The 17055-nt window shown below is 59.5% G+C and carries 13 protein-coding genes and 5 pseudogenes; 5 read left to right on the plus strand and 13 right to left on the minus strand.

Annotation, left to right across the window (positions count from 1 at the left end):
• Nucleotides 1–908: 908 nt before the first annotated feature.
• On the minus strand, nucleotides 909–1439 hold the full coding sequence (locus tag ACVMDN_RS04585) for a hypothetical protein (protein ID WP_141713234.1): 531 nt from the start codon (nucleotides 1437–1439) through the stop codon (nucleotides 909–911).
• Between the two features lie 847 nt (nucleotides 1440–2286).
• On the opposite strand from ACVMDN_RS04585, the gene ACVMDN_RS04590 reads away from it, so the two are divergent.
• Both ACVMDN_RS04590 and ACVMDN_RS04595 read left to right on the plus strand, forming a co-directional pair.
• Nucleotides 2287–2538, plus strand: a complete 252-nt coding sequence (locus ACVMDN_RS04590) for a helix-turn-helix domain-containing protein (RefSeq protein ID WP_069275780.1) — start codon at nucleotides 2287–2289, stop codon at nucleotides 2536–2538.
• Nucleotides 2538–3845 (plus strand): type II toxin-antitoxin system HipA family toxin, encoded by a 1308-nt coding sequence (locus ACVMDN_RS04595; protein ID WP_069275779.1) that lies wholly within the window; start codon nucleotides 2538–2540, stop codon nucleotides 3843–3845. The genes ACVMDN_RS04590 and ACVMDN_RS04595 overlap by 1 nt, the downstream gene beginning before the upstream one ends.
• Before the next feature lie 354 nt (nucleotides 3846–4199).
• On the opposite strand, the gene ACVMDN_RS04600 is transcribed toward ACVMDN_RS04595, so the two are convergent.
• The 6 genes and pseudogenes from ACVMDN_RS04600 to ACVMDN_RS04625 form a co-directional block, all read right to left on the minus strand.
• A complete protein-coding gene (locus ACVMDN_RS04600) occupies nucleotides 4200–4349 on the minus strand; it encodes a hypothetical protein (RefSeq protein WP_176731264.1) in 150 nt (49 codons plus the stop codon).
• Between the two features lie 348 nt (nucleotides 4350–4697).
• A complete protein-coding gene (locus tag ACVMDN_RS04605) occupies nucleotides 4698–5735 on the minus strand; it encodes a hypothetical protein (RefSeq protein WP_456835528.1) in 1038 nt (345 codons plus the stop codon).
• Between the two features lie 54 nt (nucleotides 5736–5789).
• Nucleotides 5790–6719: a hypothetical protein gene (locus tag ACVMDN_RS04610; protein WP_456835527.1), complete on the minus strand. Its 930-nt coding sequence runs from the start codon at nucleotides 6717–6719 to the stop codon at nucleotides 5790–5792.
• 1418 nt (nucleotides 6720–8137) lie between these two features.
• Nucleotides 8138–8386 carry a transposase gene (locus ACVMDN_RS04615; RefSeq protein WP_081334944.1) on the minus strand — a complete coding sequence of 83 codons (249 nt, stop codon included), beginning with the start codon at nucleotides 8384–8386 and terminating at the stop codon, nucleotides 8138–8140.
• A 128-nt stretch (nucleotides 8387–8514) separates the two neighbouring features.
• On the minus strand, nucleotides 8515–8688 hold the full coding sequence (locus tag ACVMDN_RS04620; protein ID WP_176731263.1) for a hypothetical protein: 174 nt from the start codon (nucleotides 8686–8688) through the stop codon (nucleotides 8515–8517).
• 182 nt (nucleotides 8689–8870) lie between these two features.
• Nucleotides 8871–9120, minus strand: a pseudogene (locus ACVMDN_RS04625) (IS3 family transposase); the annotation flags it as partial.
• Here ACVMDN_RS04625 and ACVMDN_RS04630 point away from each other — a divergent pair.
• Both ACVMDN_RS04630 and ACVMDN_RS04635 read left to right on the plus strand, forming a co-directional pair.
• Complete coding sequence (locus tag ACVMDN_RS04630; RefSeq protein ID WP_256558529.1) at nucleotides 9064–9186, plus strand: hypothetical protein; 123 nt, start codon at nucleotides 9064–9066, stop codon at nucleotides 9184–9186. The pseudogene ACVMDN_RS04625 and the gene ACVMDN_RS04630 sit on opposite strands and share 57 nt — an antisense overlap.
• Nucleotides 9187–9705: 519 nt before the next feature.
• On the plus strand, nucleotides 9706–9918 hold the full coding sequence (locus ACVMDN_RS04635; protein ID WP_456835526.1) for a hypothetical protein: 213 nt from the start codon (nucleotides 9706–9708) through the stop codon (nucleotides 9916–9918).
• Nucleotides 9919–10144: 226 nt separating this feature from the next.
• Here the strand turns inward: ACVMDN_RS04635 and ACVMDN_RS04640 are convergent.
• The 4 genes and pseudogenes from ACVMDN_RS04640 to ACVMDN_RS04655 form a co-directional block, all read right to left on the minus strand.
• Nucleotides 10145–11527 (minus strand): annotated as a pseudogene (locus ACVMDN_RS04640) (cbb3-type cytochrome c oxidase subunit I); the annotation flags it as partial.
• Between the two features lie 2 nt (nucleotides 11528–11529).
• On the minus strand, nucleotides 11530–12375 hold the full coding sequence (gene coxB / locus ACVMDN_RS04645) for a cytochrome c oxidase subunit II (RefSeq protein WP_245313728.1): 846 nt from the start codon (nucleotides 12373–12375) through the stop codon (nucleotides 11530–11532).
• 168 nt (nucleotides 12376–12543) lie between these two features.
• Nucleotides 12544–13304: pseudogene (istB, locus tag ACVMDN_RS04650) on the minus strand (IS21-like element helper ATPase IstB).
• A gap of 16 nt (nucleotides 13305–13320) precedes the next feature.
• Nucleotides 13321–13878: pseudogene (locus tag ACVMDN_RS04655) on the minus strand (Mu transposase domain-containing protein); the annotation flags it as partial.
• A 475-nt stretch (nucleotides 13879–14353) separates the two neighbouring features.
• Here ACVMDN_RS04655 and ACVMDN_RS04660 point away from each other — a divergent pair.
• Nucleotides 14354–14698, plus strand: coding sequence for a hypothetical protein (locus ACVMDN_RS04660; RefSeq protein WP_245313727.1), 345 nt, complete (start codon nucleotides 14354–14356; stop codon nucleotides 14696–14698).
• A 95-nt stretch (nucleotides 14699–14793) separates the two neighbouring features.
• Here the strand turns inward: ACVMDN_RS04660 and ACVMDN_RS04665 are convergent.
• Together ACVMDN_RS04665 and ACVMDN_RS04670 are read right to left on the minus strand one after the other, a co-directional pair.
• Nucleotides 14794–15781: pseudogene (locus ACVMDN_RS04665) on the minus strand (IS630 family transposase).
• 476 nt (nucleotides 15782–16257) lie between these two features.
• Nucleotides 16258–16494 (minus strand): hypothetical protein, encoded by a 237-nt coding sequence (locus tag ACVMDN_RS04670; RefSeq protein WP_069275777.1) that lies wholly within the window; start codon nucleotides 16492–16494, stop codon nucleotides 16258–16260.
• Nucleotides 16495–17055 lie beyond the last annotated feature (561 nt).

The raw sequence follows: 17055 nt of genomic DNA on the forward strand, positions 1-17055 counted from the left end.
TCTCTTTTAGAAGCAAGCTTCTAGTGATTTCCTAAGTTCGAGAGGGGTATGTGATTGGGGTCCGTTCCTCGTTACGGATCGTGATAAACCCGAGATGTCATGCAGCGGCCCGCTCGAGATGCTACGATCACGTTGTAGCACGGATCCGAATCCATCTATGTTGGTTACCATCCTGCTCAGAGGAGGGACATGTCACTTCGCTGCTTCGCTAAAGGAAGCGACCGTGAAGGTCGGGAAGCGACTAAATTTTTGCGATCCCGATCTCGGTGGCTTCAAGCGGATAAGATCTCGTTCGTTTGCATGAAACGAGGTTTGACCGGTCCCGACGGTTCAACTCCTCAACTGGATACAAGATCGCCTTGCCAACCTTGATGAATGATGGACCAATTCTATAAGACCGCCAGTTGCGCAGCGTACCCTCGCTGAGGCGGCCGGAGGACATTCGGGGAATTTCGAGGGGAATGCTTGCCCGGGATGTGGGTGGCGACGCTGAGATGGATCGGCGTTACGCTGAGAGTTCTCAGAGCACGTTCAGTCATCGATAGCTCTACATCATTCGCTCGAAATGCTCAAAAGCTAGGTGCTTCTTGCTTTGCGAGGGCTGGCTCGTTTGTCTGAAAGATCCCTGATCGTCGACGCACAACCAGGTTCGATCGATCGCAGCGATTGAGCTCCTCAACTAGATGGAGGGTCACTTTGCCGATCATCGATTTGGTCTGCGACTCCCAAGGCCCAAGCCGCCCAGTCTGTGGCGGCTCTTTCCATCGCCTTGTTCTTACCGAAGGCCGCCATCGCGGCTTTGACAAATGTGCGAATATCCTGGGCGGCACGGTGGTCGGCTGCCATTCGAAGCAATGTTTTGCGTTCCTCCGCTTCCGCCTTGAGGGCCTTCTCGCGCGCAAGTCGGGCTACCTCAGCGCATTGTTCGGCCAGCCTGTGCTCCATCTCGGCACGGCGTCGGCATGCGTGTTCATAGGCGGTGTGGGCGTTGGCCGGTACTGGACTTCACCGGCTACTGTTAGCTTCAGGACGATTTCTCTAAGCCGATCCTCGATGCGGCCGCTGTGATCATCTGTCCAGGAATCCCCGGTGGCTGAGATTTCCAGCCGCAGGATTTCGTAAGCTTCATGCGGTGTCTGCATTCGTTCGTTGGCCTGCGTCCTGGCCCTGGGGTGGTCAAGCGTGAACGAGATCTTCTGGCTGCCGACTGTCACACCGATATTGCGGGCCTGTTCGCCAAGCCAAGGCTGGTGGCCGGCCTTGATCAGAACAAGGAACAGGTTGTTCAAAATCCGCAGCCGTCTCCGTTCGAAAGGGTTATCGAAGAAGGGTTCGCTGTAACGGAGTTTGTACGGAGCATCGCTGGGTTTCAGACGATGCAACGCATCTTCGTCGAGCAGATGGCGGATCAAACTATGGGCCGATCCAAGGTCACGCATGAAACGGATCTTCCCGAGTGACTGGTCGACTCTGGCAGCAACAGCTTCGATAGATTCGGCGAACGTGGGTTCAGTCGGCCGCGGTGCGGCAAGTCAGCCTCAGGATTGGGAGGCCACGGATACGAGCGCGGGCCGGTTCCGATCGTCACGACTGTCGCCATTCCTGGTGACCGTGGCGGCAGTTTCTGGCGGATGACCTTCTTGTCGGCGCGGAGCTTTGCCCAATAGCCTCGGTCCGGTACGGGAATGTCAGCCTTGGCACAGCACTTTTTCAGCCACACATCGGAGACACCCATGCGCTGAGCAATCGTGCGCACCGGCTCTGTCCAAACAAGATCGTAAAGTGCCTCACGGGAAATGGTAGTCAATCCAATCCTCTCGGTCGGTCCGACTCCACTGTACTCATTGAGTATTGCGAAGGCGCGACGCCTTCGGTCTTGCTTCGGTGTTCGATGGAGCGGATGGATGGATGGGACGGTCAATGTATAGGTGTCGGAGTGCGAAAGCGGTGATGACGTGATGAACGGAAACGATGAAATTCCTGACAGGGCTTGCCTGGAACTCCAGGAGGACAGCCTTGCCGTGGTCGAGCTGTCAGCTCGAGATAGCGCCATGTTTGTGGGTGCTCTCCTCGAACCGAATCGGTAAACGCGCGCACTTGCAGGACACCGTTCGTCGTTATCGCGAGATCAGGGGATATGAGGAGCGAGAGCTCTTGGGAGGGCTGCTATACGCTAAAGCGTATTTATAAGTTTTATACGCTAGAAGGTATGCATATTTTTATCCTCTAAGGCGTATATTGACATTTATCCTCTAGGGCGTATATAGCATGCCAGAGAGGTAATCCGTGGATCAGATCGCCCGAACGCCTAAGCAAATCGGAGATGCCATCCGCCGACAACGCCGCAAGCTTGGTCTGAACCAGACCAGCATCAAGGACAAGACAAAGCTACGGCAGGCAACGATCTCGGCCGTCGAGAATGGCGCGCCCGGGACTCAGCTCGGAACGCTTTGCGACATTCTCGCAGCGCTCGACCTGGAGTTCGTTATCCGTCCTAGGACAAAGGCAAAGCCGGCTGAGATCGAGGACATCTTTTGATGGCCCGCCCGCGGCGGCATATCCCGCTCAACGTCTTCTTGAACGGCCGTCTTGTCGGGCGCCTCAACAGGCAATCCAGCGGCGCAATCGACTTTCAGTACGATCCGTCCTGGCTTGCCTGGGAGCATGCGCTGCCCGTGTCGCTATCTCTGCCTCTGCGTGAGGACCGCTATATCGGTGCCCCTGTCGTCGCCGTCTTCGACAACCTCCTGCCCGACAGCACGCCCATCCGCCGCCGCATGGCGGAGCGAGTCCACGCTCAGGGCATAGACGCTTACGACCTACTCGCTGCTGTCGGACGGGACTGCGTCGGCGCATTGCAATTCTTGCCGGACGGCATCGAACCTGGCGCCGCCGGCGCTGTCGACGGCAAACCCGTTGACGACAAGGAAATCGCCCGGCTTCTCGGCGACCTTGCATCGGCCCCCCTTGGGCTTGGTGAGGACGAGGACTTTCGGATCTCGATCGCCGGCGCCCAGGAAAAGACCGCACTCCTGTTCTGGAAAGGGCGTTGGTACAAGCCGCTGGCGACTACGGCCACGACGCACATCCTCAAACCGCAGATTGGCCGACTGCCAAACGGCATCGATCTTTCCTACAGCGTCGAGAATGAGTTCTTCTGCCTCAAGCTGACAGCCGCTCTTGGACTTCCGAGCGCCGCCATCGCCATCGAGGAGTTTGAAGGCAACCGCGTGCTCGTGGTCGAGCGGTTCGACCGCCGCTGGACCGGTGACAATCGTCTCCTGCGTTTGCCCCAGGAGGATTGCTGCCAGGCCTGGTCCGTGCCGCCGTCCTTGAAATACGAATCCGATGGCGGGCCCGGCATTCCGGCTATTCTCAATCTGCTGAAGGGAAGCGATCAGCCGGAGGCAGATCAAACGACGTTTCTGAAGGCCGCAATTGCCTTCTGGCTGCTCGGTGCCACGGATGGTCACGCCAAGAATTTCAGCGTTTTTCTCTCTCCGGGCGGTCGCTTCCGCATGACCCCGCTCTACGATGTGATCTCAGCGCAGCCCAGCCTCGACGCAGGCCAGATCAACCGTAACAAGATGAAGCTGGCCATGGCGGTCGGCGACAGCCGCCACTACGTCGTCGACGGCGTCATGCCTCGCCATTTTGTTCAGACCGCCGCTAAGGCAGGGATTGGCGCGGGACTCGTGACCACGATCTTCGATGAGCTGCGTACGCAGGCGCCAGTAGCAGTCGAACAGGTCACCGCGTCGCTCCCGAAAGCATTTCCTGCCGAAGTCGCTGACAGCATCTGCAATGGGATCAAGGCTCGTCTGCGAAGGTTGGAGGAAGCGTGATGCCAAAGATCGATGTGCGACCAACTAATCGGAGCCGGGGGGGCATCTCTGCCTATTGCCACAATGGACCAGCAGGATTGATCATGGTCCGCCTCTTCGTCGCTGTTACGGACTGTTGATTTCCGTCGAGAAGTGACCCGGGATTTCCATTGATAGTTCTCGATGGAAAAATGCCCTCCGACTGGGTCACTTCTCTTATCAGTGGAAATCGACATCTTGGGACGATGTATTCTCCGACAGACCTCGTTTTCCTGAATGGGACCACCCATCCAACCGGCCAGCTCTCGTTGAGTTCGAGCAGGTGTATGTCTTCCGGGGCACCGCACCACGCCGCAGTTTCCGCGACACCAAGGTTCAGCGGCTGGAGTTATGGCCAGCGACATAGCTGTAGGCCTTGCAGTACTTGCTGCGGCGAAAACTGAAGAACGGCTCAGGCGGGAGGTAGAGCAGCGGAGGATTGAGGAAGAGCGTCGTCGTCGCGAACTCGCTGCGCGCGTCAAACATATTGAGGATCGCCGCACCAACGGACTGAGCGCGCTTCTCTCTCCGGACTTGATGAACTGGACCGACTACGTCGTCTCATCACCATGCTTACCGAAGAGGTTTCGGCCGAACCGAGCCCCAGATTGTTGGCGTTTCTGGCTTGAACCACAGAGCACTTGGCGCAGCGCGAGGCTCGCCTATCCCCGCGGGCGATCGAGGATCGTTTCGAGGCGGAGCGTCTATTTGGTGACGATGACGATCACGGCTTCACGCCCTCGCGGTGGTAGGTTCGCGAGAGCGAGGAAGTCTCGATAGGTTATCGATGGCGCGGCAAGCGAGGGCCTATGCTTTTGGCCGCAGGCGGGTCGCCTAGCGCTTTGTCGCGCCGCGGGACTGGCAGAGTTTGATGCAACGCGTAACATCGTCTCTCGATTTCTTCCTGCTGGGCCGGTGGAAGATCGGCCATGACTTCGTCGATCGTGCGAAGCATGCGGATTGCTTTCGTTGAAGTGCCGGGAGGTGGATACGAATTAGCCCGGCGACTTCTTGGGATCGGCAGCACGCGGATAAGTCCACTCTTCTTGAAATTGACCGTCGACTTTCTGGATCTTGACCGATCCTCCGTCCTTGCCGACAGCCTTCTCGAGGGCGCCGCCTTTGGTCGCAGGCTGGCAGCTTGCCGGGCGCCGTCTGGCGGACGAGCGACGGCGCCGCATTTGCCGCGGCCTTCCAGCGCCATTCGAAGCCGTCATGCGTCAGGCGGCCGAGGGGCTCGCCATGCCAGGCCACGATCCGCTCAAGCGCCGCCTTGTTCGCGGCGGGCTTGCCGACCGCCGAGCGTGTCGTCAGGTAGCGCTCGGCGCCCTCGCCCTCGCGATACCATCCGTTCTCGCGAGCCAAAGCCCAGAGCGCGTCCGCCGCCGCTTGTGGTGATCCAAACTCCTCGACCAGCCGCGCAGCCATGTCCGCGCGAAGCTCGTCGGTGATGGCGCTGGCGTGCTCGCTTCGGAGGCGGAAAGCTTCCAGGAACCGCTGGCGCGGCGACGACCCCTCGATCCTGATCTCGCCCTGATCGTCGCCTACGATTGCAGGCGCCGTCGATGGATGTGCCGGCGCCTCGTTCTGGACGATTTCGAGAGTACGAATCCGGTTGCGCTGATTGCGACGTCCGCTGAGGAAAAGCCGACCGTAAGAGGTCGGCCGCAGGAGTGCGGCTGAGGCGGACGAGAGATAAGCGGCCGGGTAGAGATAATGTGCGATGCGCACGGCGTGGGCCAAGACCGCCGTGTCGACATCGGCATTGGCCTGGGCATAGACCCCGCGGACGAGCTGAATTAGCTCGCCTGCCGACGCTTGGGCATGGGCGCGCCGCCTGTCAATGTTCTCACCGACCAGGAGGATCGTCACAGACTTCCCCGCATTTCAGATGCGCGAAAGTCAGACCACTCCGAACCGGTCGGTTCAGGCGACCAGCCGTGTCCGATAGGCCTCAAGCCGCGCAAATCGATCCTGCAGATGAGTGCGATAGTGGATCAGAAGATCGTCTGGACCGGCGAACTCGCCAAGCACCCTTTCCGTCTCGACCATCGCCTGATCGAAGGTGAGGCAGCCCGAACCGTCGCCTGTCATCTGATCTATCAAGTAGCGCTCGACCTCCAATCGAGCAGGCTCGGGGAGAACCGAGCGCGCTTCGAAATAGATCAACCGGAGCCTGAACCAGCGCAGTCGCTCGTCCTCCATACCCTGGACGATCACGAAGCGGTCCTCCCATCGCGCATCGTGGAACGCGGCAATGCGTGCCTCGTCAGCAGGGCCGGGAAAGCCGTTATAGATGCGCTCTTCGATGTGCGGAGACAAAGCGTAGGGCTCGCGTGCGGCCGTGTAAGCAGCCACAAGCCGCGCGCGCAGACCGGTGTCCGTCTTCATGCGACGGGCCTGGTCTTCGATGGCGCCGATCGAACCGCCATCCAGCATATGCTCGGGAGCATCGTAGAACGCCGTCAGCGTGGGCGCGGCATTGATCCTGAAGCGACGGATCGGACTCGGCTTGTGCGTCAGATGAACTTGCAGTTCGAGGTCGCTCATCGCGGCAAGCCGGCCGATGTCTTCGTTGAGACTCAAGCAAAGCCGGCCATTGGCTTGATCGGATCCCTGCCGATGCAGACGAGTATGATAGGCTTGGCCGCCGAAAACCTCGGTCAACACGAAGCCGTCTTCGGCCTCAACGAAATCCGCGACGGCGGCCTTGTTTGAGAAGCGCACGAAGCGCTGCCACAACTCCGGAGACCTTTGATAGACCAATCGACACAGTTCGAGCGTCGCAAGCACATCGGACATCGCGTCGTGTGCCCGAGCGTGGGCGACGCCATTCGCCGCCGCCAGCTGTTGCAAGCGAAATGTCCGCCGCCCTTCTTCGCTGACCGGCACAACCAGCTGCGCAGGCGATACGGCATCGGCGGCTTCACCAGACTGAGCGCATCGGCACGGCAGTTGCGATGATTACTCGTCAGATACGCCGGATACAGGCACTGGAAGAGCGCGTGGCGCAGCATCTCCTCGTCGAAGCGGATGGAGTTGAAGCCGACGAAAACCGCCGGGCTCCAGGAAATCAGCGTTCGGCGGATATCTCCTACCATGGCGTAGTGCGACGGCAGGCTGGAATCGGTCAGCCACTCGATCGGCAAGGCGCCGGTGCGGCTGGACGATGTGCTGATCATTGCACGCTACAACGCGCAGGTTTTCGAGCTGCAAGAGCGCGTTCCTGGCGTTCGCATCGGCACGTAGACAAGTTTCAATGGCAAGAGGCGCCGATCGTCATCTACTCCATGACGTCGAGCCATTCCGATGCGCGGCGGGCATGGAGTTCCTACACAGTGCGAACCGGCTCAATGTTGCGACCTCTCAGGCCAAGTGTATTTTGCGTTATTGTCGCTTCGCCTCACTTGTTCGAAGCTGAATGTCGGACACCACGCCAGATACAGCTCGCCATGCTTCTGTCGTATTTGGAGCTGTCGACTCCGTTTTTTGCCCACGATCGAGCCTACGGCCTTCCCAAGACTGCCGGCGACTTTAGGCCATTCCTCACGATTTAGACGTCGATTTAGCACCGTGAGTGGTTCTAAAGACCGTGCCTCCGCTGTCGGTCCTCAATCTGCTGGAACATATTCGCGAGACCATTAAGCATCCGGACGATTTCCTTTGCCTTTGATTCACACAAGTTAATTGCTCCCGCTTAGATTCGATCATCCACGCGTTGGGCAGGGTCGGCTTCATCAAGGACAGTTGTTGAGGCCCAGAGGGGCTGGCCCGATTACCGAAGCGGCGGCTCGGCAAGCAATGGAACGAGGAGGGCCTTAGCATTACCTCCAAGATTGCCGGGGCCGATTCTTGGAATCCATCACAGGAATTAAATTAAAGCATAGGCCCATGCGCGGGCATACAGTTGTGCCAGCGACTATGTCCGGTACCATGCTTATGCGGTCCATTCGCGTGGTTGCCGCTAGGGGCAGCTCACGCGCGCCCGACAAAAAGCCTAAACTAGGCCCCAGCTGGACCCCCTCGCTGGGGCATTTTCTTTGGAAATTTAGAGCCCATCCCGGTAATTTATACGGGCGGTAGCAAGTGGAGCTTTGTACAATTCGCGTACCAGCGCAGCAACCCCATCGATAACCTTGCGGAGGTCAACTGATGGCTGGCCAAGTATACCTTCGAGGGGATGCCGAACGTGCCGCCCGGATCAGCCGCTGCAACTGCGCCTCGCCTACGTCCACGCCGGCGCGCACGATCCACCTCGCTACTAGCAATTTCGATCACCGCGCCTGACACAGATGCCACCACACTCGCGCAACTCGAGTGCCGGGAGCGACAATGCTGCTCGCCCAAGCATTGCAGCGCCACGCGAATAGCAGCGCCGGGTGAATGCCGATCCGCCGGGCAATCGCCGACACGCTCGCGCGAAGCTCCAGCGCCTCTGTCGCGACTTGCGGCCCTACGTCCGACCAGCGTCGGCGAAGCTGCCGCGGCGCTTTCTCAAGACGGTCGGCGACCGCTTCGATCATATGGAAGGTTCTAGTTCCAGAACTAAGGACGCAGACTAGAAGCTCACATCCGCTCACAAACTCAGCGGCCGATCGCCGATCGCTCACCCACTCCGCCAGACGGGGGCTCTTTGCCGCTTACGTTGTTTCTAAGAATTTGACGTCTTCATGGTCCGCTCGACCTCCTCGGCCAGTGTCCGGTGATGTGCCGCGAGCTTAGCGAACAAGGCCTTCTTCGCCGCGTTGGTCGCGAGCTTGCTGATTAGTTCGCACTCTTCCGCCTCGACACGAAGCTTCTCCAAATGAGCCTTCATGTCCTTCATTTGAGGTTCCCCCAATGATGGAGTTACTTGAAGAAGGGCGCCTGCCGCACGTCAATATCCTTAATCTTCCCCCGAAAAAAATGTACAGGGTTAAGCTGCTTTTAGCTCCATCTCGATCGGGCTGATAAAGCCGACGGTGGAGTGACGACGAGTCCGAGTTGTAGAAGCCTCGATATAGGCAAGATATCCCGTGTGGCTTCTGCCCGTGTTGCATAGTGCCTGTGGTGGACGAGCTCCGTCTTGAGCGTTTGAAAGTAGCTCTCCATCGGAGCATTGTCATAGCAGTCGCCCTTGCGGCTCATCGACGCCCTGAGGCCGGCGGATTGCATCAGCTTGCGGTAGTGCGCCGAGGCACATTGAACGCTGCGGATCGGAATGGTGGATCAGGCCGGCACTTGGCCGCTGCGCCGAGATCGCCATCCGCAAGGCCGCCGCACGACATCAAATAAGATTCGCAAGGCGGTGGACATTCTCGTTGCCAAAGAGCAAATTGAGTAAGCCACTCAGAAAGCCAAGGGCGACATGGGTTGGGCCTCTTTTTAAAGCGAAAACCGGGTATCGCGACATCACCTCCGAAGGCCTGCTGCGCGCGATTCAGGGATTATTTCGCAAATAAACTTAGGTTGTCGCCGCAAATCTCGACGCCAGTTATGTTGCTCAAAAATCTGGAGAGCAACGACGCTCCCGCTTTCAAACCAAGGAGCGCGTCATGACGAAAAATCGAAATCGAGCGAAGCAAACAACATCACTCCAAGACCGCTTGGCTGCGTTTGCCAGTGAGCTGGCTCGCAGAGCGGCCACCATGCCGGCAGGTATTGAGCGGGACAGCCTGCTCAAGCGAGCTCGCACAGCGGAGATTGCCGCAGACATTGACGATTGGGTCTCCTCGGCGGGACTTCAACCGCCGACCCCATAGGGCTTGGAGTGTCTCCTCCTCCAAGTTCTCGAAGGGCCCCCTATCCGGCGGGGGCCCTTCCGCTTTAGGAACGAACGCCTTTTGCTCAGCATTCTAACAGCATGAGTGAGAGCGTACATGTTGTCGTTGAAAACGCGGTCCAGATCGCTTGGGAATTCCTTGAGCGCAGCGGCGAGATAACCAACGGCTACGAGACAAGCCAATTCCTCGTCATGACGGTCGGCAAAATGGCCTTCGCCGGCGAACGGCGTCAGCTTATGCTCGCCAACCGAGCGATTGACGCTTACCAAAAAAGCAAACCTAAGGCCGCATGAACCCGATGAACACGTTCGCCTCCAAAGTGCCTTGTCGCGTGCACAATGGCCCCAACGATCAGTTAATTGATTGGGAGCCGCTATATCATGATTATGGCGTCAAGCAGGAGGAGGGTGTCGTCGCCTGGGACGGGCTGCTCTGGGATGGCTATGCCGATTCCCTACCAGCATCCAGGCGGTCACTGAGCCGGCCTCATCTGCGGCATCCCTTGCTCGCGCTCGATCTCATCAGACCGAGAATGTGCATTGGGAAAAACGCGATATTGAAGCCAAAAAAGGCGAGCCAGAAGTTCCAGCGGCCGAGCCGCTCGCTCAGCATCCTTCCCCAGATCTTGGGAGACCAGTAGTAGACCGCTCCGATAAGTGGGAAAACGGCGCCGCCGATCAGAACATAATGGAAGTGAGCGACGACGAAGTAAGTGTCATGGACCTGGGTGTCGATCGGGACCGACGCCACCATGATGCCGGACAGGCCGCCAATCACGAAGATCACGATGAATCCGAGCACGAACAGCAGTGGCGTCCGATACACCGGGCGGCCATCCCACAACGTCGCGATCCAACAGAATATCTGCAGGCCGCTTGGCACGGCGATCAACATGCTTGACGCAGTGAAGAGACCGGCCCCGAGCTGGGGCAGTCCGGTCACGAATATGTGGTGAACCCAAAGCCCGAACGACAGAAATCCCGTTGCGATCAGAGAGAGAACGATCACGGGATAGCCGATTACGGGTCTGCGCGGGAAGGTGGCGAGAATCATCGACACCATGCCCGTTGCCGGAATGAAGATGATGTAGACCTCCGGATGCCCGAAGAACCAGAACAAATGCTGCCACAGCAGCACATTGCCACCTGAAGAGGGGTCATAGAAGTGGGTACTAACCAGGCGATCAAGTATGAGCGAGGTGGATGCGACCATGATCGATGGCATTGCAAACATTACCAGGACAGCGGTAATCAGCATCGCCCAAACGAACAGCGGGATACGGTCAAGCGTCATTCCGGGAGCGCGCTGCTTGAAGACCGTGACGATGAGCTCGACGGCAACGGCAAGCGCTGCGACTTCCGTGAAGGTGATCATCTGGGCCCAGACGTCCGCATGCTTGGTTGGGGTGAACTGCAGGCTGGAGAGGGGTATGTAGGCGAACCAGCCGACGTCGGGCCCGACGTTGAAGAAGAAGGAGATCCAAAGGAATAAGCCACCGAACAAGAACATCCAGTAGCTGAAGGCGTTGAGGCGCGGGAAAGCAATGTTGCGGGTGCCGATCATCAGCGGCACCAGGTAGACCGCGAAGGCTTCCATCACCGGAACGGCGAACAGGAACATCATCGTCGAGCCGTGCATCGTGAAGACCTGATTGTACAGATCTGGCGAAAGCAGACGCTGCTCGGCACCGGCCAGCTGGATACGCATCAGGATCGCGAGGACTCCGCCGAGGACCAGGAAGGCGAATGCCGTCACGATGTAGCGGCGTCCGATGATCTTGTGATCCACCGACATCAGCGCGCCGATCAGTCCCGATGGCGTCCGCCAGATGCTCTGCAGCCGCGCTGCAAGTTGCAGCCCGTGGAGGTTGTCGTCGCGTATTTCTCTTTGCTCGGCGGCCATGCTCACTTGAGCTGCTCCAGATACTGAATGATCGCGATCAGCTCTCCCGATTGCAGCGGCATTCTCGGCATTAGATTGCCGGGTTTGATGTGTTGCGGATCGGCAATCCAAGCTCCCAGCGTCGCCGCTGTTTGCGGCAACGTGCCGGCCGCAATCGTCGTTCGGCTTCCGACATGGGTGAGGTCAGGACCCAATTGGCCGCCTGCCAGGGTGCCGCGAACGGTGTGACATAGCGCGCATCCGCGGCTGCGAAACAGCTCTTCTCCCTGTTTGGCTAGCGCGTCAGTCGGGCTGGTTGCGCTCTGGTTTTCGTGTTCGCGCCAACGCTCGAATTCCTCGGGCCGGAGCGCGATTGCCGCAAACGCCATATGGGCGTGTTGCAAGCCGCAGAATTCCGCGCAATGGCCGCGATAGATGCCAGGATTCTTGGCTGTAAACTGAATTTCGTTGGTTTGCCCGGTGATCAGGTCCATCTTGCCGGTGAGGCTTGGAACCCAGAAGCTGTGGATGACGTCAGCGGATTCGAGCTCCACCTTGACCGGCTTGCCAACCGGAATGCGGATTTCATTTGCCGTGGCGAAGCTGTTATGCGGGCTGTCGGCCTCGTAGTGAACTTCCCACCACCATTGATGGCCGACCATCCTGAGCGTCAGGGCGTCCGGATCCCTAGCAAACAGCGTGCGCTGGCCGGCATAGCTCACGAAGGATAGGACGAGCACGATCAACGTGGTGGCAGCGCCAAGCCCGAGAATGATTTGCCCGGCTCGTGTCTCGAAAGGAATACGAAGTTCGAGCGGCGCGTCTACTGTGCGTATTCGGCGCAGCAGGCCAACACTGAGCACGACCACGACGCAGGTCCAGACGATCCCGGACACCGCAAGAAATACGATGAACGTGACGGATCTGCTCCGATTGAAGTGCATATTTCACTGATGGTGAGCAGCGATTTCGCGCGATCATGAGCGCCGAATTCAGACGATCGTGAGCAGCCCGCTCCGGCCGAGGCGGTGATAGAGTCAGCGTTCTGGCTGCGCGTCAAGGGTGATGGTTTTGGCGTTGCGTTTTCGCATGCTTTCGCCGGCCAGCTGGAGGCGGTGAGCGTTATGGACGAGGCGATCGAGGACGGCGTCGGCGTAGGTTGGGTCTCCGATAACTTCGTGCCATGTGTCCACAGGGAGTTGGCTAGTTACGATGGTGGAGGCGCGGCCATGGCGGTCCTCGAGGACTTCGAGTAGATCGCGCCGCTCGGCGGCGGTGAGCACCGACAATCCCCAATCGTCCAAAATCAGAAGCTGGGCGCGGCCAAGGGTTTTGAGCAGGCGGGCATAACGTCCATCGCCCCGCGCGAGCGCCAACGCTTCGAACAATCTTGGGACGCGATGATAGAGAACCGAGCGATTGTCGCGGCAGGCCTTGTGGCCGAGGGCACAGGCTAACCAACTTTTGCCCAATCCGGTCGCTCCGGTTATGAGCAAATTCTCGTGGCGATCGATCCAGTCGCCGCTGACGAGCTTGGCGAAGACGGCCCGGTCGATACCCCGCGGCGTGCGCAAATCGACGTCCTCCACGCAGGCATTCTGGCGAGCGCGGCCAGCTTGAGGCGCGTGGTGAGCCGCCTGGTGTCGCGTTCCGCGGCTTCCCGGTCGACCAGCAGGCCGATGCGATCTTCGAACGGCAAGGCTTCGAGATCAGGTGATCGGCGCTGCTCCTCGAAGGCCTTGGCCATGCCGCTCAAGCCGAGCTCGATCAGGCGTTCGTGGGTGGGATGGTTGAGCATACAGGTCTCCTTGGCTTTAGTGGAAATAATCCCGGCCGCGGATGTTGCCGTGGCGCAGGGGTTGGGGTTCGGAGGGCTCGTCGAGAAAGGTGCGATCCAGGCCGTTCTGGAGGATGGAGCGGATCGAGGCGAGGGATCGAGCCTTGATCAGAATGCCGCGCCGGCAGGCCGCGTCGACGCGCTCGGCGCTGTAGCTTTTGGCCAGCGACAGAATGCCGAGGCAGGTGCGAAAGCCTTGCTCGGGATGCGGCCGGGCCGCGATCACGGCCTGGAAGAAGGCGGCGGTCGACGGACCGATCCGCTCGCCGGCGGCGATCACTCCGGCGGGCGTCCATTGGCCGTAGCGCCGATGGGCGCTGGGCATGTGGTCGGTGATGGTGGTGTGGCCCCGCCGGTTGGGCGCGCGAGCGTGGCTGGCGATCCTGCGGCCGTTGTGGAAGATCTCGACCGTCCTGTCGTCAATGCGCGCATCGACGAGCTCACGGATGAGCCGATACGGCGTGGAATACCAGTGTCCGTCGATCTCGATATGATAGTCGGGGCCGACCCGACAGCGCTTCCAGTGCGCGAAAGCGTTCTTGGTTGCTCGGGCCGAACCTCCGGCTCCTACAATGGTTCCTATATGAGGACCGCTCGGCTTGTGGTCAGACTGGCCAACCCTTCGCTGCAACGACGATTGCTATATCCGCCGCAGCCAACAGCAGGAGCACGATCCGATCAGATGCCTGGTTTGGGGAAAGCCGCCCCTGGCGAACCCCCCGAATGCCCATTGGCAACGATAGGCGAAACCGATGCCAACGGCGGACTGCCGAACAATTGCTCGGCCGTTTCGGCGGCAGTGCTTGGGAGCGGTGTGAGGCGTCGGCAATATTGCGACCATTCAGTTTCCGAGCCAGCCGGACTTCAATTGGCGGAATCCGCGGTCCGGGTTTTTGACTTGCTTCGCACCTCTCTAAACGATTTCTGACAGATCAAATGTCCCGCTCGGTCGTTCCGATCCTTGACCAAGGTCAAGGAATATTATCTTGGTAGAATGAATGAGGGACGGCATGAAAGCGTGGTATGATCCGCGATCACCGGCCAAGGCACAGTCCGCGGGCGCCGGTGGCCGAGAGACCGAGCGCGCTCCCGCCTGCATCAAGGACGGAGGCGCCGCCATGGTTGGTCCGCTTCGATCACCCTTTCACGATATGCAGCTTCGCCATCTGGAGCTGGCTGAAAGACATGTAGCTCAAGGCGAACGACGCATCGCTGAACAAGAGCAACGGATTGGAAGGATGGCCAACCGGGGCCAGAACGTAACGGACGCTAGAAAGATACTGGATAGCTTCAACGCAAGTCAGGCGCTGTTTGTTCAGCACCGAGACGAGATCCGCAAAGCACTCGGAGAGTAAGGCCAGTCCAGTCGGCGACTGTCTATATTACAAGTCTCGTTTCCTCCTTTGTGACAAGCGTCTTAGCTAGTGTCCTGAACCAGAAATTCGCGACACTACGATTGTTGTGCTTGAGTATTGTAACGGCAGAAGCGCTCGATGGAGGCGAGGATATCATCGGCGGCGCGCCGGATCTTCTTGTCGGTGATGAGGGCGAAGAAAGCGCTCGACCTGATTGAGCCAGGACGAACTGGTCGGCGTGAGATCGACATGCCAGCGCGGCCGTTTGGCGAGCCTGCTGCGGATCAGTGGGGCCTTGTGCGTGGCGTAGTTGTCCATGACGAGATGGACATCGAGACCGCACGGCACGGCAGCCTCGATCTCATCGAGGAACTTGCGAAACTCGGAGGCGCGATGGCGGGCAAAGCATTTGCCGATAACCTTGCCCGTTGCAATGTCGAGCGCCGCGAAGAGCGAGGTCGTGCCGTGGCGCGTGTAGTCATGGCTGCGCCGCGCCACCTGACCGGGGCGCATCGGCAGCATCGGCTGGCTGCGGTCGAGCCCTGGATTTTGGACTTCTCGTCTACACACAGGACGCGGCATGCTGGGGCGGGGAGACGTAGAGGCCGACCACATCGCGCACCTTGGCCACGAAATCCGGGGCGGTCGAGAGCTTGAACGTCTCGATCCGATGAGGCTGCAAACCGAAGGCTTGCCAGATGCGCTGCACGCTTGAGACCGACAGCCCACTTTCCTTTGCCATGCTGCACGAGCTCCAGTGGGTCGCATCCTTCGGAAGGCTTTCCAGGGTCTTTACGATGGTAGCTTCGATGCGCGCATCATCGATCGTCCGCGGGCTCCCGGCCTTGGCTCGTCGCGCAGGCCTTCCACGCGTTCCTGCACAAAGCGCCTGCGCCACTTGCCGACCGTGGTCTCGATCACACCGAGCTTCGCCGCCACCTCCTTGTTCTGGCTGCCCTCTGCACAGGCCAGAATGATCCGGGCCGCAACGCCAGGGGCTTCGGCCGTCTTGCGGCGGCCTGCCAACGCCTTCAGCTCAGTCCGCTCCTTCTCGGTTAGGATCAGGGGTGCCAGCCGCGCCATCCAATGCTCCATCGCTGTTGCCCTGCAAAGCAATGCCACAGCGATGCGACTCTAACCCGAATCTAATGATGCGAACTTGTGACTCGGGACACTAGTGATGGGTCTGAGAAGCACCGGGCACGAACGGCGGTGCCCGTTTGTCCCTGGACCCGACTGGCGTCCAGGGCACCGGCACGCTGAATGGATGACCCACGCGGAAATGGAATTAGAACGTGATTTGGCGGTGTCAAGAACATCCATTCAAAAAAAGCACTGCGGATAATCGGCCTTTGCGCCGTTCAGGACAGCGCGTCCATCGCTGCAGCGCCGGATGCGTCAGGGCCTTTTTTCCATAGGAACGAAGCGCATCCACTGGCATTGATCGCCCTGTTCGGTGCCGCACCGCTACCGGCACCTAGACGCCCAGCTACAAACTTGGCCCCAGCTTTCACAGCTGGGGCCCTTTCCAACAGGTCACTGCCGGCCGTCAGTTTCCACTAGTTTTCCAGCTCTCTTCGGATCCGATCCCGGTGCTGAACGTGCAGAACCTGACACGAATAGAAGTTGTCCAGAAGCTTCCTCGCTTCCGCTAGATCATGCCCGTGATGGGCGAGGTGCTCGATCAATTCCTCTTGCTCGGCAATGTGTCGCTCGCCTTCGGCAATGTGCCGCTCGGCTTCCGCCAAGTGGCGAGCCTGCATTTCGCGGTGCGCTGTTTGAAGGTGGTCCGGCATGGTCGCGCTCCCTTCCTATGCAGGCGGGAGCACGATCGGTCTCTCAGCCACCGACGCCTACGGGCAGAGCCTCGGCCGGTGGTGCCGGGTTAATAATCCGGTTCGTTGTCGGTTGCAAAAATTTCGCTGGCTAGATCTTAGACTTCGGGTCCGCCAATTGGGCGGCTCGCTGTCATACGGGAGGGGACCTTGAACCTGGCTCGGCCCAAAAAGGTGTCGGGTACCGGATCGCTTAGCAGTTCGGCCGCCTTCACTATGGCCGCATAGACCCTCGCATTGGCGTCCGCGATCTCGAACGCCAGATCATGGGCCTCGATAGATGTGACGTTGGAGAAGGCCGGGCGAGGGAACTCGGTTCCGCCCGCCAGGCAGGCTCGGGCTATCGATATCGGAGCGAGGATCGCGATCCGCGGGCCCGCTTCGTGCCGGGGCGCCTTGGCATCAGTACCGTCTCGCTGGGCCGCAAGCTGGTCGTGTGTCGGCTCAGTTCGGCGCCAGGAAGACTCGGAGTTAAGGCCTCGCGCCAGCAATCAACCGATGCTCATTCGATCCCGAAATCAC

This window comes from Bradyrhizobium sp. USDA 4510, from assembly GCF_054059095.1.